Raw genomic sequence first — 26512 nt, forward strand, 5'->3', positions numbered from 1 at the left:
GGGGCCAGTAGCCTCTAAATATGGTTGATAGCCAGGACGACATTGAAGTGCGGCAAACGCAGCACAGGATTCACAGGGCGGAAATAGTCTGCGTGTTAGCTCTCGTGGTGCTCACGGTGCTGACCATCATGGCCGGCTTCTCCGATTTTGTCCGGTAACCCGCTCCGGTGAACTTTCGGTGCGGAGATATCAGCTTGCTTAAAGTAAAGCTCCGGTAGGTGGGGACCCGCCGGAGCTTAGATTGAAGTGTCTAAATATAAGATTAGTGGGGAAATACAACAATTACCCACGCGATAAGCCCCAATAGGGTCAGTGCGAAATACAACGACCAATTTCGGCGGTCGATTTTCCGGTGGCTACCGTGCCAAACCCGTTCCATATCTTGCGCGTCCATAGCAGAAATTTACGGCTTATCACGTTCAGATAACAGCGTGTTGTCCACTTCATCTACGCCCCCTCCTACTCCATTTGCCGTCCAGAGTACTCGGGTGGCCGGGGTGCTCCCTGGTTGTGTTCGGATAGGTCCATTGGGGGGTGGGCGCGCCGCATAGCTTTGGAAGTCGCGCAGGCAGGTTTGGGCCGTTCCTTCCGGCCGGCAGGGCGCCGGCCGGAAGGAACGGAACAGCCGGTTCGCTAGCCGACGAGGCCGGCGATGCCGATTGCCGCCGTGGCGGCGCCAAGCACCATCGAAACGGACACCAGGACCACGTGCACGGTGAGGAACCTGGTCGCCTTGCCGGCCGCGTCACGGGCCCGCGGATCCTTCATCACCCTTTTGAGGAACTGGGGCCAGACCACCAGTGACCAGACGCCGGCAATAATCAGGACCCAGGCGAGGGCAACGGGAAGCTGCACGGGATTAGTGGCTTTCCAGCCAGGCCTGCGCCTGCTGGGACTGGATGTTCAGGGCCTTGCCCACCATGGGCTCGGCAGCATCGGCAATCTTGCTGCCCAGGAACGGAACAGAAGACGTCACATTGCCTTCGAGCTCGACGCGGGTGCTGCCGCCGTCGGCGACAAGCCGCTGCACGGCGCTGACGTCCAGGGGGGCACCAGCGATCTTCAGGCTGATGCTGCTCTGCCGGGAGCCGTCGGCGGCGGGGGCGTCCCACGTCTCCAGCTGGGTTACCTTCAGGCTGTCGCCCACGAACTTGCGGGCAATCTCCGGCAGACGGGTGGTGGGCAGGGTGCGCACCGAGGTGGTGCTGAAAGCGCCGGCAAGATCGCCGTCGACCTTGAACGATTCAAGGGTTCCGCCCACCAGTTCACTGGTGTGGCGCTGGAAGTCTTCGTTGGCGAACACAGCGGTCACGCGGTCGACGCTGTGGGGCAGGGTGGTGGAAGCACTCAGTGCCATTGTTCCTCCATGGGGTTGGGGGTATGGGGCATCGGTTTTTTGCCTTCCACATCCTATGTGCTGGACGCGGCGGACTCCGATTCGGCCTCTGCCAGCTTTTGCGCAGCGGCAGTGATGTTGTGCGACATAGCGGGAAAAATGACGCTGTGGAACGGCAGGACTGCCAGCCAGTACAGCTTGCCGCTGAGGCCCTTCGGGAAGAAGATGGCGCGCTGCCGGTAGCGGCTGCCCGTCCCGTCCGGCTCCACCGACAGCTCCAGCCACGCACGGCCGGGGGCGCGCATCTCCGCCCGTAGCCGCAGCAGCCGGCCGCGCTCGATCCGTTCGGCACGCCACCAGTCCACCACTTCGCCCTCGGCGAGCAGGTGCGGGTGCCGGCGGCCCCGGAGCAGGCCTGCCCCTCCGGTGAGCTTGTCCAGCCAGCCGCGGACCCGCCACGCCAGCGGCAGGGAGTACCAGCCGTTGCGGCCGCCGATCCCCTCAATGATGGTCCAGACGAACCGGGGGTCCACCGGGCTGGAATAGCTTCGCTCGTCCACGTACACGCGGTGTCCGGCCCATTCCGGGTCGCTCGGCAGCGGGTCTGCGTCGGCACCGGCGCTGGCCCACGTCGTTTCCACCTGGGCGTCGCGTTCCTTGCCCAGGGCGAGGGACACGGCACGCCGATACGGTGTCAGTCCGCCCTCGGGCAGCGGAATGTAGTCGTCGATGTCGTGTTCCCTTGAGATGGCGTCGTGCTGGAGCGATTCGACGAGCGGCAGGGACATAGACAGGGGAATCGGCGTGGTCAGGGCCACCCACATGCCGGCGAGTTTCGGTGCGGGGATGGGCAGCGCGAGCACCACGCGGTACGGCAGGCCGGCCTCGGCGGCGTACTCCTTCATCATGGCCGCATAGGTGAGGACCTGTCGGCACCCGATGTCGAAGGTGCGGTTGATGTGCTCTTCCAGGGACGCTGCTGCGACAAGGTAGTACAGGACGTCCCTGACGGCGATCGCTTCGATCCGGTTCCGGACCCAGCTCGGGGCCGGCATGAGGGGGAGGGTCTCGGAGAGGTGCCGGATCATCTCGAACGACGCCGATCCGGACCCGATCACGACGCCCGCCTGGAACACGACGGCGTCCACCGGACTCGCGAGGAAGACTTTGCCGACGGCTTCCCGGGAACGCATGTGCGTTGACAGCTTCGCGCCTTCGGGGTGGAGGCCGCCGAGGTAGACGATTCTTCCCACCCCGGCGTCGGCGGCCGCCGTGGCGGCAGTCTCCGCCATCGCCTTTTCTTTGGTCTCGAAGCCGGCGCCGGCTGCCATTGAATGGACCAGGTAGTAGAGCACGTCGACGCCGTCCAGCGCTGCCCGGAGCATGCCGCCGTCGTCGAGGCTGCCTTGGATGACCTCAACCTGATCCAGCCATGGCACGCCGGCGATCTTGGCGGGAGTCCGGACGACCACTTTCACCGTGTGCCCCGCCTCGAGGAGCCGGGGGACCAGGCGTCCGCCGATATAGCCGGTGGCGCCGGTGACAAGCACGGTTTTCGGGATGCCGTTCATGTGGATCTCCTTGGAACGTCGCGGAATGCGTCGATGCACAGCCAGCTTAGCAATCGGGTCCGGCTGCATCGCCGGACTTCCGGAGGAGCGTACTCACCGCTCCGCCGTCGCGGTAGGCTGGGAAGACCCGGGATTCTCGCGAATTTCGGGTTTTCGTGTTGCCTGCTTTCCCGTGATCATTTCAGGAGCTTCTGCCATGAGCCTCAACGGCCCGTCACTCACAGGCCTTCGCCGCGCGCTCGCCGGAGACACAACGTTTGCCCGCGTGCAGGCTGAAGCGTCCCGGGGTTTCGGAACCCGCAGCGAGGATTACCAGATCAGCGCGCCGGCAGGCCTCCGCGCGGCGCTGCTGGCGGAAATGTCGGACGGCCTCGCAGCCACGCATGCAGCCGCCGGCGCTTCGCGTGCGGCCACCCACGACGACGGCGGCGCGCCCCTGGTGCTGGCCGTCACTGCCACCGGACGTGAGGCGGAGGACCTCACCGCGGCGTTGCGGGCCTTCCTGCCGGCCGATTCCGTGGCCGAGTTCCCCAGCTGGGAGACCCTCCCGCACGAACGGCTGTCCCCGCGCTCGGACACCGTGGGCCGCAGGCTTTCGGTGCTCCGCCGGCTGGCCCACCCGGGCACAGCCTCGGGAGGACCGCTCCGCGTGGTGGTGGCTCCCGTCCGCGCCGTGGTGCAGCCGATCGTGGCCGGCCTGGGCGACCTGGTTCCCGTGACCCTGAAGGTCGGCCAGGAGGCTCCCTTCAGCAGCGTTGTCAGGAGCCTGGCCGACGCCGCCTACGCCCGGGTTGACATGGTGTCCCGCCGCGGCGAATTCGCCGTCCGCGGCGGCATGCTGGACGTCTTCCCGCCCACCGAGGACCATCCCATCCGGGTCGAGTTCTTCGGCGACGAGGTGGACCAGATGCGCTGGTTCGCCGTTGCCGACCAGCGCTCCCTGTCCTCGCCCGGCCTGCACCACCCTACGGAACTGCACGCCCCGCCGTGCCGCGAAATCCTGATCACCCCTTCCGTGATGTCCCGGGCAGCGACACTGAAGGCGCAGCTGCCCGCCGCTGCGGACATGCTGGAGAAGATCGCCGGCGGCATCGCGGTGGAAGGTATGGAATCGTTGGCTCCCGTCCTGGTGGATGCCATGGTGCCCTTCGTTGAACAGCTGCCCGCCGGGTCCATCTCCGTGGTGATCGAGCCCGAAAAGGTCCGCACCCGCGCCCACGACCTGGCCGCGACCAACGAGGAATTCCTGGAAGCTGCATGGTCAACGGCGTCCGACGGCGGCACCGCACCGCTGGATCTCAGTTCCGCGGCCTCGGCTGCCCTGCATTCGGCAAGCTTCCGCTCCCTGACGGAGACCCGCACCGCAGCCCTGGGCCAGGAGGTCTCGTGGTGGTCCATCACCTCGCTGGCCACCGACGAAGAGCTGACCCCGGACATCAACGTCCTCAACCTGCATGCCCGGGAACCCCGCGGCTACCAGGGCGACGTCGCCGAGATGATGGAGTTCATCGGTTCGCACGTCCGCGACCAGTGGCGACTTGTGGTTGTCACGGAAGGTCCCGGCCCGGCCCAGCGGCTGGCTGAACTGTTCCACGACAACGACATCCCCTGCGCCCGGGTGGACTCGCTGGATGACGAGCCGCAGGCGGGCATCATCGAGGTGACCACCGCCGCCGTCGGACGGGGCTTTGTGCTGGACGGCCTCAAGCTCGGCCTGCTGACGGAAGCGGACCTGCTGGGGCGCACGTCCGCCGGTTCCACCAAGGACATGCGCCGGATGCCGTCCAAGCGGCGGAACGCCGTGGATCCGCTCCAGCTCGTGGCCGGGGATTCCGTGGTGCACGAACAGCACGGCATCGGCCGGTTCGTGGAGCTGATCCAGCGCAAGGTGGCGGGAGGCGGCGACGGCGTGCGCGAATACCTTGTCCTGGAATACGCCCCGTCCAAGCGCGGCGCTCCGGGGGACCGGCTTTTTGTCCCCACCGACCAGCTGGACCAGGTCACCCGCTACGTCGGCGGGGACACCCCGGCGCTGAGCAAGATGGGCGGCGCGGACTGGGCCAGCACCAAGTCCAAGGCCCGCAAGGCCGTTAAGGAGATCGCCGGCGAGCTGATCCGGCTGTACTCGGCCCGGATGGCGTCCCGCGGCTACGCCTTCGGCCCGGACACCCCGTGGCAGCGCGAGCTGGAAGAGGCTTTCCCCTACGTGGAGACGCCAGACCAGCTGACCACCATCAATGAGGTCAAGGCCGACATGGAGCGCGAGATCCCGATGGACCGGCTGATCTCCGGTGACGTGGGCTACGGCAAGACCGAGATCGCCGTCCGGGCGGCGTTCAAGGCCGTCCAGGACGGCAAGCAGGTGGCCGTGCTGGTCCCCACGACGTTGCTGGCCCAGCAGCACTACGAGACGTTCACCGAACGGTTCTCCGGCTTCCCGCTGGTCGTCAAGCCGCTGTCCCGTTTCCAGAGCGGCAAGGAGGCCAAGGAAACCGCCGACGGCGTCAAGGCAGGTTCCGTGGACGTTGTGATCGGCACGCACCGGCTGCTGTCCAAGGACTTCGGATTCAAGGACCTCGGCCTGGTGATCGTGGACGAGGAGCAGCGCTTCGGCGTCGAACACAAGGAAGCGCTGAAGAAGATGCGCACCAACGTGGACGTCCTGGCCATGAGCGCCACGCCGATTCCGCGCACCCTGGAAATGTCCCTGACCGGGATCCGCGAGACCTCCACCCTGGCCACTCCGCCGGAAGAACGCCACCCGGTGCTGACCTATGTTGGCCCGTACACGGACAAGCAGACCTCCGCCGCGGTCCGGCGGGAACTGATGCGCGAGGGCCAGGTGTTCTTCGTCCACAACCGGGTGTCCACCATCGAACGGACCGCCGCCAAGATCCGCGAGCTGGTGCCTGAAGCCCGCGTGGAGGTGGCCCACGGCCAGATGTCCGAAAGTCGGCTCGAGCAGATCATCGTGGACTTCTGGGAGAAGCGCTTCGACGTCCTGGTGTGCACCACCATCATTGAAACCGGGCTGGACATCTCCAACGCCAACACCCTGATTGTGGACGGTGCTGACAAATACGGGCTCTCCCAGCTCCACCAGCTGCGCGGACGCGTGGGCCGCGGCCGCGAACGTGCGTACGCGTACTTCCTCTACCCCTCCGAGAAGCCGCTGGGCGAGGTGGCGCTGGAACGGCTCAAGGCCGTGGCAACCCACAACGAGCTCGGCGCAGGCATGCAGCTGGCCATGAAGGACCTCGAGATCCGCGGCGCCGGCAACCTGCTGGGCGGCGAACAGTCCGGCCACATCCAGGGCGTGGGCTTCGACCTCTACATCCGCCTGGTGGGCGAGGCCGTGGCGGACTTCCGCGGCGAGGCCGAGGAGAAGGCCGCCGAAATGAAGATCGAACTGCCCGTCAACGCCCACCTGCCGCACGACTATGTGCCGGGCGAACGGCTGCGTCTCGAGGCGTACCGCAAGCTCGCGTCCGCGCTCACGAACGAAGCGATCGACGAAGTCCTGGCCGAACTCGTGGACCGCTACGGCGAACCGCCGCTGCCCGCGCAGAACCTGATCGCCGTCGCGCGCTTCCGGGTGGGAGCCCGCGAAGCCGGGCTGTCCGACGTCGCCCTGCAGGGGAACTTCATCAAGTTCTCCCCGGCGCAGCTGCCCGAATCCAAGACCATGCGGCTCAACCGCATGTACCCCGGTGCGCAGTCCAAGCCCGCCCTCGACGCGGTGCTCATTCCCAAACCGAAGACCGCCAAGATCGGCGGCCGGGACCTGCAGGACGCCGAGATCCTGGAGTGGGCCAACGGGGTCATCCGGAACATCTTCGCTGATGCCGCTGTATCTGCGACACCGGCGGTGAAATAAAAGGATGATGGGAGGACATCACGCCGCGTCGGGAGCCGCGGCGTGGGTAGCCATTGCCTCAACAGGGCCGTACACCCTGGGCTGGTACCCGCTGGACGCCACCGGAATCCTGATCGGCGGCATGGCGACGGCTGGAACCGCGCTGGTGTGCGACTGGGACCACCGGCACAGCACGGTCGCCAATTCGCTGCCGCCGCTCTCGAACGTGATTGCCGTCGGGATCGAAAATGCCAGCGGCGGCCACCGACAGGGAACGCACTCCGTACTCGGGGCGGCCTTTTTCGTGCTGCTGGCCACCATTGCCGGGCAGATCCAGCTGCACACGGACTGGGGCCTGCTGTCCGTGGGCGCCGGCCTGCTCTGCATGTTCATGATTAACATCGCCGCCAAGGCCCTCAAACTCTTCCCCAAGTCAGGCTTCATCAGTAACTGGCTCTTCGCCCTGACCATGGCCGGCCTCGTCACCTGGTTCGCGCCGGATCAATGGACCTGGCTGCCGGTCTCCATGCTCACCGGGGTGGTGGTCCACATCGTCGGAGACATGATCACCACCGGGGGAGTCCCCTTGCTCTGGCCGATCGTGATCAAGCCGCCCAGGTTCCTGCGGAAGCTGCCGGTGCTCAACGACGTCTGGAAGGCCAACGGGGCGTTTTCGATCCCCCTGCTGGGACGGGCCGGCTCCCGCCGCGAGTGGCTTGTGCTGATTCCGGTGAGCGCCTACGCCATGGTGGGGATGTGCGTGGCCGCCTGGGCGCTGGCCAAGGCGCATTACCCGGCCGCACTTGCCCTCGGAAGCACCCTTGTCAGCAGCCTGTTCGGCGCCGGCTAGCCGTCCACTGCAGCCAGCGGCGCGGCCGGCCGACTAAGCAGCCGGCCGCTTGCAGAGCCGAGGCTTAAAGAGCTGAAGCCCCCGGAAAATCCGGGGGCTTCAGGCACTTAAGTTCGAAGGCTTAGTGCTCGCCGGCCGAATCCGAACGGCCCAGGATGGTCTGCGGGATCCAGAACGCTGCCGCGAACAGGACCAGGCAGACGGCCATCGGCCACGGGTTGCCGAGCGTGAGGAAAGACAGCGAGTAGATGGAGCCGAGGAACAGGACCATCATGACTGCGAAAACGGCGATGCTCCCGGCAAGGCTGTTCTCGTTCTGAGGGGTCTTGGGGCTATCAACGGTCTTGGACATTCATTCCTCCTCGGCCCCGCAGGGCTCAAAACGCCCCGAAGGGCTCAAAAACTGTGGCGTTTCCGGACCAGGTCAGTACGCGGACGAACCCTGTTCACCCTTGACGATCGCAATGCCGGAACTGGCGCCTATACGTGTTGCACCTGCTGCAATCATAGCCTGCGCGTCAGCCAGCGAACGCACGCCGCCGGAGGCCTTGACGCCGACATCCGGGCCCACCGTGCGGCGCATCAGGGCCACGTCTTCAACGGTGGCGCCGCCGCCGTTGAATCCCGTGGATGTCTTGACGAAGTCCGCTCCGGCCTCCACCGCCGCCTCGCAGGCGAGGACTTTCTGGGAATCGCTCAGCAGGGCTGTCTCGATGATCACCTTCAGGATCGCGTCGCTGCCGTGCACAGCCTCGGCGACGGCCCTGATGTCATCAACCAGCGCGCCTTTGTCATCGGCGCGGGCGGCTGCGATGTTGATGACCATGTCCACCTCGTCGGCCCCGTCGAGCACGGCGCCGCGGGCCTCGAAGGCCTTGACATCGGTGGGCGTGGCTCCCAGCGGGAAGCCGACCACCGAGCAGGTCAGGACGCCCGAACCCTTGAGTGCGGTGCTGACGGTCTTGACCCACACCGGGTTCACGCAAACGGATTTGAAGTGGTATTCGGCGGCTTCGGAGCAGACCTTGAGGATCTCCGCTTCACTGGCCTCCGGCTTCAGCAGCGTGTGGTCGATGAAGGAGGCTATTTCTGCCGATGCTGTGGCCCCGGGTGCGGTGACTCCCGCGGCGGCGGCGTCAGGTGTGCCGGCCGCGGTGGCTTCGTTGCTCATGGTGGTCCTTCCTGGTTGGCCCGCCGGGCCTCGTGGGCAGCAGGCGCCGTTTTCTTCGTGGCTTCTCAGGTGACCATCTTGCCACAACGATGCTAGGCGGCAGCCTGCACAGGCGCCTGCAGCGTTGCCTGCATAAGCTGGGCTGCGCAGGCCCCCGCGGCGGAGCCGGAGGCCACCAGGAGGCCCAGCCGGACGCCGTCGTAGGAGGCGGCGTCGCCGATGGCCCAGATTCCCGGGACGGAGGTCCGGAAGTCCTGGCCGATCACAATGCCGCCGTTTGCAGCCGTCTCCAGGCCTGCACTGGCCGCCAGGCCGTCCCGCGCCACGCGTTCCTCGGCCAGGACCACGAGGTCGCCATTCATGCTGCTGCCGTCGTCGAAGACGATTCCTGCGGCCGGGAGGACAGAACCGGCGAGCGTCGGAACGACGGCGGCCGGCCGGAGCGTTGTGCGGACCGGCCTCACGCCGCGGGCGCGCAGCACCGCTTCCGCCTGGCCGGCCTCCGGGCCGGTTCCCACCAGGATCCCCAGCGGCCTCCGGCCGAGGACGCGGGTTACTTCCTTCACGGCGTCACCGATGCGGGCGGCGTCGTCGATGGTGGAGTAGCTGAGGCAGCGGCCGGCGCCGTCCACGGGAGACAGTGCCGGGGCGGAGCCGGTGGCAATCACCAGCTGGTCGTAGCTGAATTCCATGCCGTCAGAGGTAGTCACCACGCGGTTGGCTGCATCGATGAAGCTGGCCGGCTGGCCGAAGCGGATTGAAACCTGGGGGAGCGCCGCCAGTTCCAGGAGTTCGGACGGGGCGTCGTCGCGGTTGCTGAGTACGGTGATGCTGCCTGCGAAGCGGGACCCGTCCAGCTTGCTCACCAGGGCACGGGCAGCAGGTCCGGCTCCGGCGATGACCACGCGCGGAACAGGCGGCGACGCCTGGAACGAGGCGGAGGAGGGGGTGGACGGTGCCGAGGCGGACATGTGAAGGCCCTTTCGCTGGTGAGGCCTTCGTTTGGCCCCGGTTGGTGATGAAACCCAGCGTAGGCTTCCGGTTTTTCGAGGGTGTTTCCCGGTTGTTGCCGGAATGTCCCTGCCCGTTCCACACTGTTTACCAGACGGCAACAAACGTGTACTTTCGTTGTGTCCTGCCTCACAGTCAGCCCTCTTCCGGCCCGCCCTGCCTGCGGGGACCGCTCAGCCGTACCGGCGGAAAGCCTCACGAAGGCCCCGGGCTGCGACGTTGGCGAGGACGCCCGCCTTGTCGCCGGGGCCATGGACGCCGGCCGGTTCCACGGAGGCGATCAGGGCCGCCGCGTCCGCCAGGCCCATGGTGACCGGAACATCCAGCAGCGAACCGACGGTGAGCCGGGCCTGCCTGGTGTCGTCCCAGGCGTCCGGGCCGGGATCGTCGTGGAAGACCCGGGCAAGGGACAGCCGGTGCCAGGCGCCGCCCGCGCGGACGGAAGCCCGGTAGGTCACCGAATCGCCGCGGACGTCCACGCGCCCGCCGGCCAGGAAGACCCGTGGGCCGAAGGGTGCGTAGTCGAGGAACCCCGTGAGCCGGGCCGCTGCGCCTGAATCGTCGAGGGGCAGGGCCACCGTTACCGTGAGGCGCACTTCCGAGCCGGTGGAGCCCCCGCCCGCGCCGCCCGCGCCACCGCCCGCGCGGTCGCCCGCGTCCCGGCCGCCAAACCGCTCGGTGAAGCGGATGCCTGCCGGCGGTTCCACCATGGCAGTGCAGGACGCGTCCTTGGGCAGGCCTTCGGCGGTCATGTCCTTGAGGTAGCTGCGGGCATCCCGGTACCCCATGCCGATCAAGGTGTCCGCATCGATCCGGTTGAGGTAGAACTCCGGATCCAGCGGCAGGGGATTCTCCGGCCTGACAACGTGGAGGATGAAATCCCTGCCGGCAGCCTTCGCGGCCTCGAAGTCGGCCAGGAGGGCGCCCATGGCGCTCATCTCGATCATATGGACGTACTGTTCAAGCGGGCCGTCGCCCCAGTACCCGGTGTTGCCGATGCACCAGACCAGCCACACCTCGTCCGCCCCGCGGCGGAGGGCTTCGGCCACGTTGGCGTCGCGGACCCAGACGGCGTCAGTCCAGATCTTCCCGTCACGCCGCAGCGGCGTGAGGAAAATGGGCAGGGACATTCCGGCTGCCATCAGTCCGGCATCGACGTCCCGGGCGTCGATGGCGTGGCATAGCTTTCCGGTAAATTCCACTACGTTGAAGGTGCCTTCGACGGCGCCCGGCAGGGCTGCACGGCGCCTGATCTCGCCGTCGTCGATCCCGAGTGCCGGAAAAACCTTGCGGAGCAAGCCGTCCGCGTCGCCGATGGCGGGCAGCGACCACGGCCCCTTCGCGTAGTCGCCCAGCGGCAGTGCCGAGCCGAAGTCCTTGACGTTCACCCCGGACCAGTTCCGACACATATCCTCCGCAGGCACCCCGGACAGCAGCATGCCCGCCGTCAGGATGCCGCCGGACGTCCCGTCCACATGGTCGAAGTGCAGGCCTTCTTCGGCGAGCGCGCGGACCACGCCGGCCTGCCAGGCCACCCGCATTCCGCCGCCGGCCAGCACAAGGGAGCGCTTCACGGCCCCGTCCCCTGACCGCGGCCTTTGCCTGGCCCGCTCTCCCAGTAGACCCGGCGAAGGTAGATCAGGCAGAGGGCCGCCGTCGCAAGGTCGAAGACCGCTACTGCCAGCGCCACCGGCGCGAAAACGCCGTTGATGACCCCGATCGCGACGGCGGCACAGGCCCCCGCCTTCTGCACGCCCGACCACAGCAGCACCTCGGCCGCCGGCCGGGGGCGCAGCAGCGTGTGCAGCAGGAGTCCGCCCACCACCACCATGAACATGCCCACGGTGCCGAACAGCTGGCGCGCCGCCGTCGTCGGCTCCGCCCCCAGCAGCTCAAGGACGGCGCCGCCGAACGGTATCTGGACGGCCCCGGAAAAGACGGTGACGACGGCGATCGCGGCCAGGACGGCGCGCAGCGGGTCCGCCGTGATCCAGGCGCCGACGCCGGGAACAGCCGGCCCCGAAGGGCGGGCAATCCCGCTCATGACCTGTCCCCGCTCATAAAACCGGCGCTCATGCGAACGCCTCCCACAGCCGGCCCCGGTCCACCAGCAGCCAGACGATGGCCAGCCACGTGAGCGTCGAGACGTAGAAACGGATGTCGTTGAGCAGCATCCACCGGCGGAGCAGGGAACGCAGTTCCGCGTCGTCGGCGAAGTCCCCGCCCCGGATCCTGATGTTGACGGGAATGATCATGGCCTGGCCCACCACCGTGAGGACGATGATCCCCAGCAGGCAGAGCGCCGCGGGGACGATCCGGACCGTGCCCCACTCCGTCCAGACCAAGACGATGCCGGCGATGAACATCGGCGGCACCACCACAGTGAAGAACTTGGTGGCCTGGCGGGTGGGGATGCCGAAGTGCATGTCCACGTTGCCGCGGTCCAGGGACTCCCAGGTGGGGTAGAGGAAGAACTTCAGGACCCACATGGTGCCCACGTACATGGTGGCGCCGAACAGGAAATACAGTGCGTTCAGCAGCAGCAGCCAGTTCACGGCGCGTCTCCGGTGCCGGCACCGTCCGACGTGCCATGGGACGTGGCGGGGGACGTACGTCCCCGGTCCGGTGCGGGCAGCCATTCCTGGCCCTGGCCCAGGCCGACGACGGATTCGAGCGGGTCGCCGCCGCGGATCCGGGCGGCCTCCTCGGCGGTTGGTGCGGTCAGGAACCACGCCTCGTAGTGGTCGTCCAGTACTCCGCGTGCTTCGGGAAGGTAGGCGGTGAACACCGGTTTGTCCGCCGGCTGGAGGGTTTTGAGGGCGGCAACGCCCGGGGCGTCGCCCAGCACCAGCCGGGCCCTGGCGTCGCCTCCCAGGGCGATATCCCCGGTGGCCTCGAAGTAGATGTCGGACTTCATCAGCATCCCGCGGAAAGCACAGTAATTGGAGGCTGCCAGCTTCAGCGGGATGCCCATCGGCCGCGGGCGTTCAATTTCGATGAAGCAGCCCAGCCTGCCGCTGTCGTCGTACTGCGCGGAAACGGTTGAATCGGTGACCACGAAGTCCAGGCTGGCCCGGTGCTTGGGCATGCCCCAGATGCCTTTGCCGCCCTTGACCGAAATCTCGGTGCTGACGGGTAGGTCCACCACGTACTGGCCGAGCCCGAACGTCTTCTGGAATACCAGCGGCAGGAGCGGGGGCGCCGGCCGGGAACCGTGAGTGACGGCGATTGCCAACGAGTATTCAATGTATTGGCCGATGTCTGTCGACTCGTAATTGACCACGGTGACCACGAGCAACCCCTTCCCGCCGAGGCTGAACGGCCGGAGCTCCGTGCCGGGAAGGACGGCTGCGGCGGCGCGCTTGTTGATGGGGAACGCCGCCATCAGGACCGGGGAATCGTCCGAATTGACGGGCATGGAGTATTTGATGCCGTCCACCGTGGCATGATGTCCGCGCAGGCGCTCCTGGCGGTGCGGCACCGGGGAGGGCACCAGCCGTAGCAGGGATGCAGCCAGTCCGATGAGTCTGTTCATCTGTTCAGCTCCTTGAGGATGACGGGATAGGTGTCCGCCCAGGCGCGGGCTCCAAAGAAGACATCCAGGTGCCCGTAGCCGGACAGCAGGTGCAGCGAGTCCTTGCCGGGGCGATGACCGTCGAAGAAGGCGAAGGTCCGCTCCTGGCTTTCGGGCAGGAAGCACCGGTTGTTGCGACCGGCCAGGAACGAGAACCTGGCATCCGTCTGGGGCGCCTCAGCCAGGAAGTTGGCGGGCAGTTCCGGGTGGTTTCCTGCGGCCACCATGCGCCTGGCCAGCACGCTGCGTCCCATCTCGGAGAGAAAAGTGAACGGCACTTCCGCGAACTCACCGCTGATCCAGTTGTGGGTGGCCTCATCCAGGTTCTCGTGCGACCACAGTGCGGGCCGGCCGCTGCCGTACGTGAAACTGACCAGCCGGCACACCAGGTTGTCGCATTCGTGGTGGGTGGCCTTGACCATGGACCGGAGGATGCGGGAGAGGTACCCGTTGGACTTATAGCCCCATGACGGGGACAGGTAGGGAGTGAACGGTTTCAGCAGCTCGGCCAGGTAGGTGATTTTGACGATCGACCACAGCGGGATCACCGGATGAAGGGACACAGCGTTGGAGACCACCGTGTCCACCCGGGGGAGGAGCCCGGCTACGGCTGCCATGGTGAAGGACACCGAGCCCTGGCAGTGGATGACCGCCTTCAGCGTTTCGGCCCCGGTCGCGCCCAGGACATAGTCGACGGCGGCGGGGTGGTCGTACACCGCCGCGTCACCCAGCGTCCACGAGAGGGGTTCAAAGTCGATGGAGGCCCGCCAGTTCAGCAGCCAGACGTCCCAGCCGTCTTCCAGCAGGGCGTCCACCAGCGTCCGCGGCAGCGGCGGGCGGAAGAGCTCGGCCCTGACGCCGGCCCCGTGGACCAGTAGCACGGGTCCCTTCTCCGGTGCTCCGGCGTCACGAGGCACGGCGGAGGTGATGTGCACCAGGGTCAGCGGGGTTCCGTCACCGGCGGGAAAGGGGATGACTTCCGTGACGTGGTCCGCCCGGGTGCTGGTGCGAGGGTTGGTCATAGCGGGAATCCCTCCCTTGCGATGGTGATCGGCGGTTCGAAAAGCCGCAGCGGCGGCAGCCCGCCGGCAGGGACCGGGCGGAGGCCGCCGTCGTCGGTCCTTTCCAGGTCCCAGTCCCGGCAGACCCGGTCCACTGCCACCGGATAGACCGTCAGGTTGCCATCCGGGGCGATGCGGATCCGCAGGAAGCCCTTGTGGTCTTCAATGGCCTGGCCGGACATTGCCCACGAGGCAACCTCCCCGCTTCCCGTGCCCAGGATGAAGAAGGCAAACGCTTCGCTGCCGACCGCATAGCCGGTTGTAAACGTGAAAGTGAGCACCAGCCCAAGGGTCAGGAACGGCGGCAACCCGGCCGGCCAGGGAAGGAGGAGGACGACGGCGATCCCCGCCCCGAGCGCCGACAGTTGCCAGAGCGCGCCGCGGGAAACGGTGAACCCGGCGCCGTTCTCCCGCGGATCCCGGTTGAGTCCGAGCGCGGTGCCGAGGGTGGCCAGCAGCAGAAGCAGAAGCAAAGGTACGGCGAGGATCGTCAGTGCCAGGAGTACGGTATTGCCGGTTTTCAGGGTGGTGAGGCTGTCCGGGAAGGAGAGTCCGCGGAACGCGCTGAAGACGGTCCAGAGCGTCAGGGCGGCCAGCATGTGGGCGACGCCGAGCGCGGAGCCGAACCCGGGGTTGCGCACCGGAAGCCAGAAGGGCGAGAACGGATTGGCCAGGCGTCCGCGGAACTGCCGGGACTCCGCCCGTCCCGGGAACGTCCCCGGAGCCAGGACGAAACGGCGGCCCTGGGCCGGCTGGTGGTCCGGCGTCGCGTGGTCCGGCGGTGCGGGGGCCGGCCGGTGTGCGGGAAGTGTGAGCTCCGGCGGCAGCCAGCGGGCGTCCGCTAGAAAGGCGCCGCCCAGGCCGCAGGTCATAAGCTGGGTCCGGCGCGGGTCGGCCCCGGTTCGGCCGGCGGCGGGCAGGGCCGCATCCCCTGGCAGTTCCCCTGGCAGTTCCTCGTAGCGCGAATAGTGGTGCAGGTCCCCGGTGAGCCACAACCGCACGGAAGCGCCGGTTTCCTCGAACATCCCGGCGCGGCGGTTGAATCGGCGCCGAAGGTAGTCCTGCTCGAAGAAATGCACCTGCCGGAAGGCGCTGGCGTTTTCCGTTTCCCGCACCCAGTAGGGGGCCGCCACGCAGAGGATGACGGCGTCGCCCGGCAGCAGCCTGGTGGTCACCGTGTTGTAGAAGTAATCCAGCTGTGGTTCGTCGATGTATTGACCCAGCTGGCTGTCCAGCCCCACAAGCCACCAGCCGGGAGAATCGTCCCCGCCAGTCAGGCGGAGGGCAAAGTAGCTTCGCGTCTGGATGGTTCGCCAGCCGCCGATGTTCCGTTGCCGGGTGAACAGGCGGATGAAGGAGGTCAGGCCGTCGTACCAGTCATGGTTTCCGGGGAGGGCCAGCAGCACACCGGCGCGGCCGGGGGAGCGGCCGCCGGGAAGCGCCGTCCGGTAGGGACCCACCATGCGGTCCTCGTACGCGGCGGGCGATGCCACCGGATACACTTCGTCGCCGCCCAGCACCAGCACCTTTCCGCGGCGAAGCTTCTGCCCGTCCACCTCCAGCGACACTTCTGCCAGCAATGACGCCACCGTGTAGGTGGAGTCGAAGCCGTCGCCCAGGTCAGCCGTGAAATCCAGCCACAGCTCCTCGGCCCCGGAAGACCGTTCAGGCCCGACGGCGTCGGCCGCCGCCGTGCCAGCCGCCGCACCGGCTTTATCAATCCCGGGCAGGCCAAGGTCGCGGACCACCGGCTGCGCGGGCTGGCCCGCGACAGGCAGCCGTTCCAGGTCCAGCTCGTAGCGGGGAAAGCCGCCCTCCAGTTCGCGTTTGTCGCCGAAATCGGCGAAGACGGACGCGAGGACAACCCGCACGGCGGTCCTGCCCAGCTGGGCCGGGGCCAGCCAGCGCACAGCGTCCCGCGGAGTGAAGCCAAGTCCGTTGCTGTGCTGTGCCAGCTCAGCCCGCTTCACGCCGCGCCGCCCTTCATCGCCGGCCGGTGACCTTGCCGGTGACCCGGCCGGTGACCTTGCCGGAGTACACCTGCCAGAGCTCACCCAGGAACACCTTCCCGAATGCGGCAAGGGCGCTCGCCGGGGACGGGCCTTCCGCCCGGAACGTGGTTAATTGCCGGGCGAAGTCCCACGGCCGGATGTACAGCGCTCCGGCCCCCGCCACGGCGGCAGTGGCAGTGGCAGTGGAAGTGGAAGTGGCCGATTCCGGCGGCGGCAGGTGTCCGCGGAGGACGGTGACGTACAGCGTGGTGGTGTCAGCCCAGACGTCGAAGCCTGCGTCGTTGCGGACGTCCTTGTGGCCCAGGAAGGTGAGCGGGGTGCCGCCGGGATCCCGCAGCCAGAGCCGGTAGAGCATCTTCCGTCCGGCCGTGTCGGGACCGCCGTCCTTGACGAGGAGATTGAACCAGCCGCGTTCCACCGGAAGGCGGCCGCCGAACTGGTCGGCCAGGACGTAGCCTTCCGCGGTGGCCGGATGGAGCGGATCACGGACAAACGCGTCAATATCCGGGGCGGTTATGGTGAGCTCGAACATCATCCGGAGGCTCCGGTCACGGCCCAGGCCGCGGCCCGTCTCGGGGTCTGACGCGCCGGCGCTGAACCACCCGTGCATCTGTTCGGTAAAGCTGACCGACGCAGGCCCTGTTTCGGCCTGCTCCGTTTCCTCTTCGATTTCGGCCTCCTGCAAGGCCTCGCTTTCGGAATGCACGCCGGCATCTGCGGATCCGGTGCCGGGGAGCCCCAGGGAACGTCTGCCGGTCCGCGGGACCAACGTTCTTTCCTTCCGGGGTGCCTTCGCACCTTTGGTGGCGTCCGGCACCAGGGCGCGCGGCGGCCCGGCGTCGTAAGATCCGCCGTCGTACGTTCCGCCGTCGTACGTTCCGCTACCCAGCGGTCCGTTGGAAGAGACAGCCGGGACGCCGGCCCCGGCCAGGCCGCCCCGCTGCCTGGCGCCGTCGGTTCCCTCCAGGATCCGGTGGCAGGCCCGTTCGGCAAAGGCGGCGATGGTCAGGGCGGGATTGGCGCCCACCGGCCCGGGCATCGCGGCGCCGTCCACCACATGCAGCCCGGGGTACCCGAACACCTCACCGTACGCGTCGCACACGCCTTCGCTGCTGTTCCGGCCGGCCGGGGCACCGCCGAGCGGATGCACGGTGATGACGCGTTTGCTCCACCACAGCGGATTCTGCTTGAAGCTGCCGCCCAGTTCCTTGGCGATCGCCTGCATGGTGGCCTGCATCCGGCCGAAGTACGCGGCTGAGGTGGCCAGGGTCCAGTTGATGGCCAGCCGGCCGCCCTGCAGGGTCATGACGCCGTCCGGGATGTCCCGTCCCATGCCGAGCAGGGGAACTGACGATGCCGAGAGCCGGCCGTCTCCCAGTGCGGCGGCAAGATCGGCGGAAATGTTGGATCGCTGGGCCTGGAAGAGTCGGTCCTTCAGGAGCTGCACCATCACTTTGCCGGCGCGCCTGGCTACCTGGCGGAACTGTCCCGTCTCCAGCAGCCAGTTCATGAACGAGGGGTACCCGGCGTCTTCGATGTAGTAGCCGCGGCCGTCACCGCCGTCGGTGGAATCGGGCGTGCGGATGGCCGTGGTGATCACCGGTCCGATGCTGCCCGAAAGGGTGCGGGTGGCGCCGTCGGGGTCCTTAGCGTCCAGGACGAAGCCCAGCAGGTCGCCGTTTCCGCTGAACCGTGAGCCGAGTGCCGGGCTGAGGGCGGGCAGTGACGCGCGGTTGCGCAGCAGCAGGAACGTGGTGCCGAAGGTGCCGGCGGCGAGGATGAGGCGGCGGCAGCGAATCACCTGTTCGTGCAGGAGCCCGGGCCGGGCGTCGGCGGGATCGTGGACGACGTAGCGGACCTCATAGCCGCCCGCCGGGAGCGGGCGGATGCCGCGGACGTCGTGGTGGGTCCGGATGTCAGCCCCGGCAGCCTTGGCCGCGGACAGGTAGTTGTGGTCCAGGGTGTTCTTGGCGCCGGCGTTGCAGCCGATGTCGCATTCCCCGGACAGGGTGCAGGTGGTGCGCACGGCCCCTTCGCCGTGGACGCTTCCGTACGGTGCCGGCGCCAGCACCTGGTTCCTGGCCGGAGTGGAGCCCGGGGACTGGGAGAACGTGACGGCGATGGGCGGCCGCGTGATGCTGAGTCCGAGCGCGCGGGCAGCCGTTTCCATGGCCAGGGTCTTCGGCGTGTCCTGATAGGGGTAGGGCACAGGGCTGAGCATGGCTTCGGCGGCCTCGTAGTAGGGGTCGAGGTCCTGCCTGCTGAACGGCCAGCTTTCGTAGCCTCCGCCGGGCACAGGGGATTCCTGGACGAACCACTTTTCGTCCTTGCGCAGCAGCACGTTCGCATAGATGAGTGAGCCGCCGCCCAGTCCGCTGGAGACGATTCCTTCCAGGCCGCGGAAAGTCCAAGCGTCAAAAAGTCCGTAGAGGCCCTTGTCCGGATCCCAGAAATTCCGGCCCATCTCGGACGGCGTCCGGGCGAAACTCCCGGGCGGGTAGGCCCTGCCCCGTTCCATCAGGACCACAGACTGTCCGCCGGCCGCCAAGCGGTAGGCCGCTACCGATCCGCCAAAGCCGGACCCCACCACCACGGCGTCCACAGACTCCGCGGGTTCATCGTCCCCTTGCACCACCGGTTCCACGCAATTCCCCTCGGAAGAGCTGCCCCGCCAAACGCCCCGGCCGCCACGCACCGGAACGGTACGAAGGCGGCCACGGGGCGGTCAGACGCAAACCATAGCGACATGTTCCCACTGCGGACGGGGTCTGTCCACGGATCCGGCTGCGGAAACGGGGCACGGAACCCCGAGGGGGAGTGCTAGACCCGGATCCGGTACCCGCGCTTAACCACGGTTTCCACCATCCGGCCGTCCGGCAGGGAGGAGCGCAGCCGGCTGACAGTCATGTCCAGGGCATGCACGGAGCCGCGCAGTTCGAGCAGGTCGGAGAGTGATTCCCGGGACAGGACGGCGCCTTCGGCACCCAGCAGGGCACGCAGAAGCAGGAGCGGCGCCGGTGCCATTTCAACGGCTTCCCCGTCGATCCGCAGCGACCGTCCGCGGAGCTCCACGTTGCCGGACCGGGTGTCCAGGCGGCGCACATGGTTCAGGGCAAGGTGTTCGCAGACCAGCCGGATCAGGGCACCCATCCGGAAGCGTTCCGGAATGAGCGGGGACAGTCCGGCGTCGATCAGCGGCTGCGCCGTGATGGGACCCACGACGGCGGTGGTGACGGTGGTTTTCAGGGCATCGACGAGCTGCTTGTAGAGGCCCATCTCGTGGGCCGTGCTCCACATGGCGTCGACGGCGGGCGCGCTGGTGAACGTCAGGACGTCCAGGTTGCCGCTGCAGACGGCCTCGATCAGGCGCGGAAGTTTGTCCTCGCCGTCGGGCTTGACCCAGCGGTAGGGGGTGACGGTCAGGACGGTGGCGCCGGACATCCTGAGGCGCTCAAGCTGGCGGACGTCTGTGTAGCCGTGCAGCTGGACTGCCACCGTCTTGCCGCGGACGCCTTCCTTCAGCAACATGTCCACCAGGGTGGCCGTGGTTTCGTCGCTGCTGATCCCGACGTCGGCCAGTCCCGCGGCGCGGACGGCACCGCGGGCTTTGGGCCCGCGGACAAACATCCGGCAGGCCGCGAGGGTCTCCAGCAGCTCATCGCCGATGCCGGACGCGTCGGCCGCCTCGCACCAGCGGCGCATGCCGTAGGCGGTGGTGGCGATGCAGAGGTCGGGCTTGGCAGCAATGATGGCCCGGGTGTCGTCGATAAGCCGCATGTCCTCCTGCACCGGCGCAATCTTGAGCGCAGGTGCGTGCAGCACCTCGGCTCCGCGCCGCTCCAGGGCCTCGATCAGGTCCTGGGAACGCCGGTGCGACGTAACACCGATCCGGAATCCCTCCAGGGGCGAATCGGGGCCGTCGGCAGCAGGGGAGTCCTGCGGGCCGGGGGCGGAAGCGGGGGCAATAGAGTTCATGGCGCTCATGGGTTTTCTTTCACGATTCCATCAGTGACGCTGCGAGGCGGTCGAGATCAGCCGCCGCCTCGGCGTGCCCGCGGTTGGCTTCAGCCACCCGCACCACCTCGCCGATGACCAGCACAGCCGGGTTAGTGCAGTCGGCGGCCGCTGTGACAATCGTACCGAGCTGGGCGATGGTAGTGCGCTGGCCGGGGCGGTAGCCGCGTTCGACGACGGCCATCGGCATGTCTGCCCGCATGCCCGCCCGGCGCAGGCCGGCGGCCAGCTGGTGCAGCGTTCCGATGCCCATGAGGACCACGATGGTCCCGCCCAGCCCGGCCAGGTGCGTGAGCTCCTTTTCGGTAAGCGGCGCGTGGCCGGACACCACGGTGAACATGTGGCTGACCTCGCGGTGCGTGACCGGGATCCCGGCGGCGGCCGGGACGGAGATGGCACTGGTGACACCGGAAACGACCTTGACGGGAACGCCGGCAGCCACACAGGCGGCAACTTCCTCGCCGCCGCGGCCGAAGACGTAGGGGTCACCGCCCTTGAGGCGGACCACGTTGTTTCCGGCCAGGGCGCTCTGCACCATGAGCTTTTCAATGTCGCCCTGGCTCACCTTGTGGTGGCCGGGCTGCTTGCCCACATCCACCAGCTCGGCCGAGGTCAGGGACGGCAGCTCCTGGTAGGGGGCCAGCCGGTCGTAGAACACGACGTCGGCATCGCGCAGCGCCTTGACGGCGGCAACGGTCAGCAGCTCGCCGACGCCGGGGCCGCCGCCCACCAGGGTCACGTGCCCAACTGCTCCGGCAGCCGGTTCCACGGCCACGGGGATGCCGGTGGCGCGGCAACGGTCCAGCAGCGCGTCCCAGCCGGGCTGGCCGTCGTCGACGGCAGCCACGAGGAACGGACGCTCGGGCAGCGGCCCGTCGTGGCTCGCGCCCTGCGGGGTGCTGAGGCGTGAGACGACGGCGCCGGCAGCCTGGTAGCGGCGGACCGCCTGCCGGGCGGCGTGGTCGGATCCGGTGACCAGGACTTCACGGCCCGTGAGATCAATGCTGAGCTGCATGCCTATACCTCGTTCTTGTCGAGTTCCGGGGCGGAGGGACGCATCGGGATGGTGGCCCCGATGAGGACTTTCCCCTTCTCTTCTGCCGTAGCCGGGCGCATCTGGCCGCGCTCGTCCGAGACAAAGGTGATGGAGTCGTCCTTCTGGTCCGGGGCGTTGACGAAGGAACGGAACCGGCGCAGGCGCTCGGGATCCTTCAGGGTGTCAGCCCATTCGTCGATGTAGGTGTCAACGTGCTTTTCCATGGCGGCCTCGAGGTCTGCGGCGATCCCCAGGGTGTCCTTGACCACCACATCCTCGACGTGCTTGATGCCGCCGTCGAGCTCCTCCTGCCAGCGCGCGGTGCGCTGCAGGCGGTCGGCGGTGCGGATGTAGTACATGAAGTACCGGTCGATGTACTTGATCAGGGTCTCGTCGTCGAGGTCCTTGGCCAGCAGCTGGGCGTGGGCCGGGGTGGCACCGCCGTTGCCGCCGACGTACAGGTTCCAGCCGTCGGCCGTGGCGATCACGCCGACGTCCTTGCCGCGGGCTTCGGCGCACTCGCGGGCACAGCCGGAGACGCCCATCTTGAGCTTGTGCGGGCTGCGGAGGCCGCGGTAGCGAAGCTCGAGCTGGATGGCCATGGCCACCGAGTCCTGGACACCGAAGCGGCACCAGGTGGAACCGACGCAGGACTTCACCGTACGGAGGCTCTTGCCGTAGGCCTGGCCGGATTCGAAGCCGGCGTCCACCAGTTCCTTCCAGATTTCCGGGAGTTCCTCGAGCCGGGCACCGAACATGTCGATGCGCTGGCCGCCGGTGATCTTGGTGTACAGGTTGTACTTCTCGGCCACGGCGGCGATGACGCCGAGCTTCTTCGGAGTGATTTCGCCGCCGGCGATGCGGGGGACCACCGAGTAGGTGCCGTCCTTCTGCATGTTGGCGAGGGCGCGGTCGTTGGTGTCCTGCAGCGTTCCGCGGCCGGCGTCGAGGACGTAGGCGCTGTTCTGGCTGGCTAGGATGTTGGCGATGGTCGGCTTGCAGATGTCGCAGCCGGCGCCGGTGCCGTACTTGGCCATGATCTCTTCGAAGGAGGTCAGTTCCAGGACCCGGATGGCGTCGAACAGTTCCTGGCGGGAGAGTTCGATGTGCTCGCAGAGTGCCTTGGAGACCTCGACGCCGGACTTGGTGAGTTCGGTTTCCAGCAGTTTCTTGAGCATCGGCACGCAGGAACCGCAGCTGGTTCCGGCGCGAGTGCAGCCCTTCAGCTCGCCGAGTTCCTGGACGGGAGCGTTGCCGTCGCAGGCACCGCAGCCGTTGACAGTGTCGCGGATGGTCCCGGCAGTCACGTTGTTGCAGGAACACAGGATGGCGTCGTCCGGCAGTTCCGTCTCCGGAGCCTCGCCGCCGCCGGCGGCCGTGAGGTAGGCGCCCGGTTCGGCGGCCAGTTCGCGGCCCAGCATGGGACGCAGGCTTGTATACGGGGTGGCGTCGCCTACGAATATGCCGCCCAGGAGGGTCTTGGCATCGTCGGTGGTGACGATCTTCTGGTAGACGCCGCGGGCGGGGTCGGCGTAGACGATCTCCAGCGCGTGTTCCGTACGGGCGAATGCGTCGCCGAAGCTGGCCACGTCCACGCCGGAGAGCTTGAGCTTGGTGGCGGTGTCGAAACCGGGGAAAGTTGCCTCGCCGCCGTGCAGCCGGTCCGCGACGATTTCGGCCATGGTGTTGGCCGGGGCCACGAGGCCCAGGCACATGCCGCCGAAGTTGGCTACCTCGCCGATGGCCCAGATGCCGGGAACCTGGGTTTCGCAGCCGTCGTTGATTACGACGCCGCCGCGCTGGCCCAGATCGAACAGCTGCTCCTCGCCCTCAGCGGCGCGGAAGAGTTCATCGCGCGGCTTGACGCCGATGGCCACGATGACGAGGTCGGCGGGGATGATGCGGCCGTCCGCCATCAGCACGCCGGTGACCTGGCCGTCTTCGGAAAGCACCTCGGAGGGGAACACGCCGCCGTGGACCGTGAAGCCCTTGGCTTCGATCAGGCGGCCGAGCGCCTGGCCGGCGCCTTCGTCGAGCTGGGTGTTCATGAGCCACGGGGCGCCGTTGATCACAACGGGAGTTGCGCCGAGCTGTTCAGTGCCTGCAGCCGATTCGAGGCCAAGGAGCCCGCCGCCGATGGTGACTGCGTTGATCTTGCGGCCGAGCTTCGCAGTGAGTTCGGCGATCGCCTTGTTGATCGCCCACACGTCCTCGAGGGTGCGGTAGACGTGCACGTGCTCCGCGCCGGGGATCGGCAGGCGGGCGGCGTCCGAACCGGTGGCGACCACCAGTTCGTCGAATTCGTAGGTGTTGCCAGCTGCCGTCTCAACGGACTTGGCAGCGTGGTTGATCTTGATGACGCGTTCGCCGGTCTTCAGGGCCAGGGCTTCGTGGTCCCACATGGAGGCCGTGCCGAGGGTGAGGTCCACGTCGCTGTCGGTGAGCGCCTTGCTGAGGGCCACGCGGTCGTAGGGCAGGTGGGCTTCCTCAGTGAGGACCGTGACATGCCAGCCTTCGAGGCCGCGGGCATGCATTGCGTCCGCAAAACGGTGGGCCGCGGGGCCGCCGCCGGCGACGACGATGCGGCGCGGAGTCTCGGTGCTTGAAGTCTGTTCGGTCACTGTGGGCCTTTCGCATGGGGCGCAGCGGTGATCTGCGACCATCTCAATCGAGGTGTCCATCCAGACTAGGTATGCGCAGTTTCGCTTCAGTTTCCCTTATGTTTCGTGAACTTAACTTCTGCATCACGAATGGATTTCCGGACAGGTGAGTTGCCTTTTACGTGCCGGACACATTGACTGCACGCCGCCGAAACACCGCAGCCCTAGTTTTGAGATGTGGCCGCGTTGGCGGTCCGGGCCCGGCTGCCGTTCCAAGGAGCGCCGGGCGGCAGGCAATGCGAGAGGGGTCGGAAATGACCGCAGTACTTGAACTTGAAGACCAGAGCACCGGCTTTGCAACGGGCTGGAACCGCGTCTGTGCCGTGGAGGAACTGGAACTGGCCTGGGGCGAGGCAGCATTGATCGCCGGCCGCCAGGTGGCATTGTTCCGCACGGCGCCTGCAGAGGTATTCGCGGTGGCCCAGGAAGATCCCGCTACAGGCGCCCATGTGATGGCACGCGGCATTGTGGGCTCACGCGGAGCGCGCCAGACCATTGCGTCCCCGCTGCACAAGGAGGTCTACGACCTGGAAACCGGCGAGTGCTTTGGCACTGCAGAGCTCCGCCTCCCCACGTACCGCACCCGTGTGGTGGACGGCTACGTCGAGGTCGAGCTCTAACTAGAGCCCCAGGGCCTCCCGAACGTCTCCCAGAACGCCGTCGAGGGCTGCCCGTGCCGCCTGCCGCGCCTCGGGCAGTTCCGCAGCTGAACCCACGCTCCGGATAACTTCGAGGTAGCACTTCAGTTTTGGCTCGGTACCGCTGGGCCGGATGATCACCCGGCTGAGGTCCTTGGTGAGATAGAGCAGGCCGTCCGTCGGCGGCAGGTTTTCGCTGCCTTCGGCCAGGTCCTTGAACGTTTCGACGGCGGATCCGCCGAATGATTCCGGCGGGCTGACCCTGAGCCGGTTCATCATGGCATCCAGCAGGCCCAGGTCCGCGACGCGGATGCTGAGCTGGTCGCTGGCATGCAGCCCGTGCACCAGGTACAGCTCGTCCAGCGTATCGAAAATAGTCTTGCCGTCGGCCTTGGCCGCGGCTGCAAGTTCGGCGATGAGCACTGCGGCGGAGATGCCGTCCTTGTCCCGGACCAGTTCCGGGGCCACGCAGTAACCCAGTGCTTCCTCGTAGCCGTACAGCAGGCCCGGAACGCGGGAAATCCATTTGAACCCGGTCAGTGTCTCTTCGTGGGCGTACCCGGCTGCGGCGGCAATCTGTGCCAGCAGGCGCGAGGAAACGATCGAATTCGCGAAGACACCATGTGCTGCAGTTTCGCCGCCGGCGAGCCTGGCCACAATGTGTGCCCCCAGCAGCGCGCCCACTTCGTCACCCCGCAGCATGCGCCACGCACCCGTGTCCGGATCCTTGGCGGCGACGGCTGCACGGTCGGCGTCGGGGTCGTTGGCCAGCACGATGTCGGCGTCCACGCGGGCTGCCGTTTCCAGTGCCAGGTCAAGGGCGCCGGGTTCCTCCGGGTTGGGGAAGTTCACCGTGGGGAAATCCGGGTCCGGCCGGGCCTGTTCTGACACCAGGGTGACGTCGTCGAATCCCGCCGCCTGCAAAACGGCAACAGCCGTGTCGCCGCCCACGCCGTGCATGGGGGTCAGGACGATCTTCAGGTCCCTGGCCGGGAACTGCGCGGGGAGGGCCAGCGCGGCCACTGCTGCCTCGTAGTCGGCGGTGATCGAGGGCTCCAGCACGGTCCAGCCCGCAGGGGCGAGCGTGATGGAGTCCAGGGTGCCCACGCGATCGATTTCCGCGGCGATGCGGGCGTCGTAGGGTGCCACGATCTGCGCCCCGCGTCCGCTTTCCTCCACCGCGTGCCGGCCTAGGTACACCTTGTAGCCGTTGTCCTGCGGCGGGTTGTGGCTGGCAGTCACCATCACGCCGCCGTCGCAATCAAGCGCACGGACGGCGTAGGCAAGCAGCGGGGTCGGGAGCGCCTGCGGCATCAGGAAGGTCTCGATTCCCGCAGCCGTGAAGACCGCGGCGGTCTCCTCCGCGAAAATGTCGGAGTTGTAGCGGGCGTCATAGCCGACGACGGCACGGGGCCGGGCGCCCGGCGAGGCTTCGGCGACGGCGGCGGTCAGGAACGCAGCGAAGCCGGCGGCCGCGCGCCGGACAACGACGCGATTCATGCGGTTGGGGCCGGGGCCAAGCTCAGCGCGGAGGCCTGCCGTGCCGAACTGCAGCGTTCCGCTGAAGCTGTCCTCGAGCTCCTGGCGGGCTGCGGGAACCCCGTCCGAGGAAAGCTGGACGAGTTCTGTCAAAGCGGCGGCAGTTGCGGGATCCGGGTCCTGGGCGGCCCAGTTACGGGCGGCGCTCAAAAGCTGCGGAAAATCGGCATCGGAAGACGTCAT

21 protein-coding genes are annotated in these 26512 nt (G+C 67.5%); 4 read left to right on the forward strand and 17 right to left on the reverse strand.

Going from position 1 to position 26512, the window contains the following annotated elements; all coding sequences use genetic code 11:
* Positions 1 to 20 precede the first annotated feature (20 nt).
* Positions 21 to 158 carry a hypothetical protein gene (locus ACSQ1X_RS06450; RefSeq protein WP_156037236.1) on the forward strand — a complete coding sequence of 46 codons (138 nt, stop codon included), beginning with the start codon at positions 21 to 23 and terminating at the stop codon, positions 156 to 158.
* 475 nt (positions 159 to 633) lie between these two features.
* Here the strand turns inward: ACSQ1X_RS06450 and ACSQ1X_RS06455 are convergent, their stop codons facing one another.
* From ACSQ1X_RS06455 to ACSQ1X_RS06465, 3 genes are read right to left on the reverse strand one after another with little or no spacing between them, the layout of a single operon-like run.
* Positions 634 to 855: an SCO4848 family membrane protein gene (locus ACSQ1X_RS06455; protein WP_436057086.1), complete on the reverse strand. Its 222-nt coding sequence runs from the start codon at positions 853 to 855 to the stop codon at positions 634 to 636.
* A gap of 4 nt (positions 856 to 859) precedes the next feature.
* Positions 860 to 1357 carry a DUF2505 domain-containing protein gene (locus ACSQ1X_RS06460; protein WP_436057087.1) on the reverse strand — a complete coding sequence of 166 codons (498 nt, stop codon included), beginning with the start codon at positions 1355 to 1357 and terminating at the stop codon, positions 860 to 862.
* A gap of 53 nt (positions 1358 to 1410) precedes the next feature.
* Positions 1411 to 2907: an SDR family oxidoreductase gene (locus tag ACSQ1X_RS06465; RefSeq protein WP_436057088.1), complete on the reverse strand. Its 1497-nt coding sequence runs from the start codon at positions 2905 to 2907 to the stop codon at positions 1411 to 1413.
* Between the two features lie 196 nt (positions 2908 to 3103).
* Here ACSQ1X_RS06465 and mfd point away from each other — a divergent pair, with 196 nt between their 5' ends.
* Positions 3104 to 6784 carry a transcription-repair coupling factor gene (mfd, locus tag ACSQ1X_RS06470; RefSeq protein WP_436057089.1) on the forward strand — a complete coding sequence of 1227 codons (3681 nt, stop codon included), beginning with the start codon at positions 3104 to 3106 and terminating at the stop codon, positions 6782 to 6784.
* A 4-nt stretch (positions 6785 to 6788) separates the two neighbouring features.
* The gene (locus ACSQ1X_RS06475) at positions 6789 to 7613 is read left to right on the forward strand and encodes a metal-dependent hydrolase (RefSeq protein WP_200939390.1); all 825 of its coding nucleotides are present in this window, start codon (positions 6789 to 6791) and stop codon (positions 7611 to 7613) included.
* 121 nt (positions 7614 to 7734) lie between these two features.
* Here ACSQ1X_RS06475 and ACSQ1X_RS06480 read toward each other — a convergent pair whose 3' ends face one another.
* The 13 genes from ACSQ1X_RS06480 to nirB all read right to left on the reverse strand — a co-directional run bounded on the left by ACSQ1X_RS06480 (position 7735) and on the right by nirB (position 24113).
* On the reverse strand, positions 7735 to 7965 hold the full coding sequence (locus ACSQ1X_RS06480) for a hypothetical protein (RefSeq protein ID WP_436057090.1): 231 nt from the start codon (positions 7963 to 7965) through the stop codon (positions 7735 to 7737).
* Positions 7966 to 8037: 72 nt separating this feature from the next.
* Positions 8038 to 8784, reverse strand: coding sequence for a deoxyribose-phosphate aldolase (deoC, locus tag ACSQ1X_RS06485; protein WP_436057091.1), 747 nt, complete (start codon positions 8782 to 8784; stop codon positions 8038 to 8040).
* 92 nt (positions 8785 to 8876) lie between these two features.
* Complete coding sequence (locus tag ACSQ1X_RS06490) at positions 8877 to 9755, reverse strand: FAD-dependent oxidoreductase (protein ID WP_436057092.1); 879 nt, start codon at positions 9753 to 9755, stop codon at positions 8877 to 8879.
* 213 nt (positions 9756 to 9968) lie between these two features.
* On the reverse strand, positions 9969 to 11369 hold the full coding sequence (locus ACSQ1X_RS06495) for a patatin-like phospholipase family protein (protein WP_436057093.1): 1401 nt from the start codon (positions 11367 to 11369) through the stop codon (positions 9969 to 9971).
* Entirely contained in the window at positions 11366 to 11839 is a 474-nt protein-coding gene (locus ACSQ1X_RS06500) for a hypothetical protein (protein WP_436057094.1), read from the reverse strand. Before ACSQ1X_RS06500 ends, ACSQ1X_RS06495 begins: the two co-directional genes overlap by 4 nt.
* A gap of 28 nt (positions 11840 to 11867) precedes the next feature.
* Positions 11868 to 12350 (reverse strand): hypothetical protein, encoded by a 483-nt coding sequence (locus ACSQ1X_RS06505; RefSeq protein WP_436057095.1) that lies wholly within the window; start codon positions 12348 to 12350, stop codon positions 11868 to 11870.
* Positions 12347 to 13330 carry an acetoacetate decarboxylase family protein gene (locus tag ACSQ1X_RS06510; RefSeq protein ID WP_436057096.1) on the reverse strand — a complete coding sequence of 328 codons (984 nt, stop codon included), beginning with the start codon at positions 13328 to 13330 and terminating at the stop codon, positions 12347 to 12349. The genes ACSQ1X_RS06505 and ACSQ1X_RS06510 overlap by 4 nt, the downstream gene beginning before the upstream one ends.
* Complete coding sequence (locus ACSQ1X_RS06515; RefSeq protein ID WP_436057097.1) at positions 13327 to 14391, reverse strand: alpha/beta fold hydrolase; 1065 nt, start codon at positions 14389 to 14391, stop codon at positions 13327 to 13329. The genes ACSQ1X_RS06510 and ACSQ1X_RS06515 overlap by 4 nt, the downstream gene beginning before the upstream one ends.
* Positions 14388 to 16400, reverse strand: coding sequence for a hypothetical protein (locus ACSQ1X_RS06520; RefSeq protein WP_436057098.1), 2013 nt, complete (start codon positions 16398 to 16400; stop codon positions 14388 to 14390). Before ACSQ1X_RS06520 ends, ACSQ1X_RS06515 begins: the two co-directional genes overlap by 4 nt.
* A 13-nt stretch (positions 16401 to 16413) precedes the next feature.
* Entirely contained in the window at positions 16414 to 19086 is a 2673-nt protein-coding gene (locus tag ACSQ1X_RS06525; RefSeq protein WP_436057099.1) for a GMC oxidoreductase, read from the reverse strand.
* 176 nt (positions 19087 to 19262) lie between these two features.
* A complete protein-coding gene (locus ACSQ1X_RS06530) occupies positions 19263 to 20417 on the reverse strand; it encodes a uroporphyrinogen-III synthase (protein ID WP_055804340.1) in 1155 nt (384 codons plus the stop codon).
* Between the two features lie 19 nt (positions 20418 to 20436).
* Positions 20437 to 21471 carry a uroporphyrinogen-III C-methyltransferase gene (gene cobA, locus ACSQ1X_RS06535; protein WP_055803865.1) on the reverse strand — a complete coding sequence of 345 codons (1035 nt, stop codon included), beginning with the start codon at positions 21469 to 21471 and terminating at the stop codon, positions 20437 to 20439.
* Positions 21472 to 21473: 2 nt separating this feature from the next.
* Positions 21474 to 24113, reverse strand: coding sequence for a nitrite reductase large subunit NirB (gene nirB / locus ACSQ1X_RS06540; RefSeq protein WP_436057100.1), 2640 nt, complete (start codon positions 24111 to 24113; stop codon positions 21474 to 21476).
* Positions 24114 to 24406: 293 nt separating this feature from the next.
* Here nirB and nirD point away from each other — a divergent pair, with 293 nt between their 5' ends.
* A complete protein-coding gene (gene nirD / locus ACSQ1X_RS06545; protein ID WP_055803860.1) occupies positions 24407 to 24772 on the forward strand; it encodes a nitrite reductase small subunit NirD in 366 nt (121 codons plus the stop codon).
* Here the strand turns inward: nirD and ACSQ1X_RS06550 are convergent, their stop codons facing one another.
* Positions 24773 to 26512 (reverse strand): phospho-sugar mutase, encoded by a 1740-nt coding sequence (locus ACSQ1X_RS06550; protein ID WP_436057101.1) that lies wholly within the window; start codon positions 26510 to 26512, stop codon positions 24773 to 24775.

Source organism: Arthrobacter sp. LjRoot78, assembly GCF_964254335.1.
Taxonomy (GTDB): domain Bacteria; phylum Actinomycetota; class Actinomycetes; order Actinomycetales; family Micrococcaceae; genus Arthrobacter.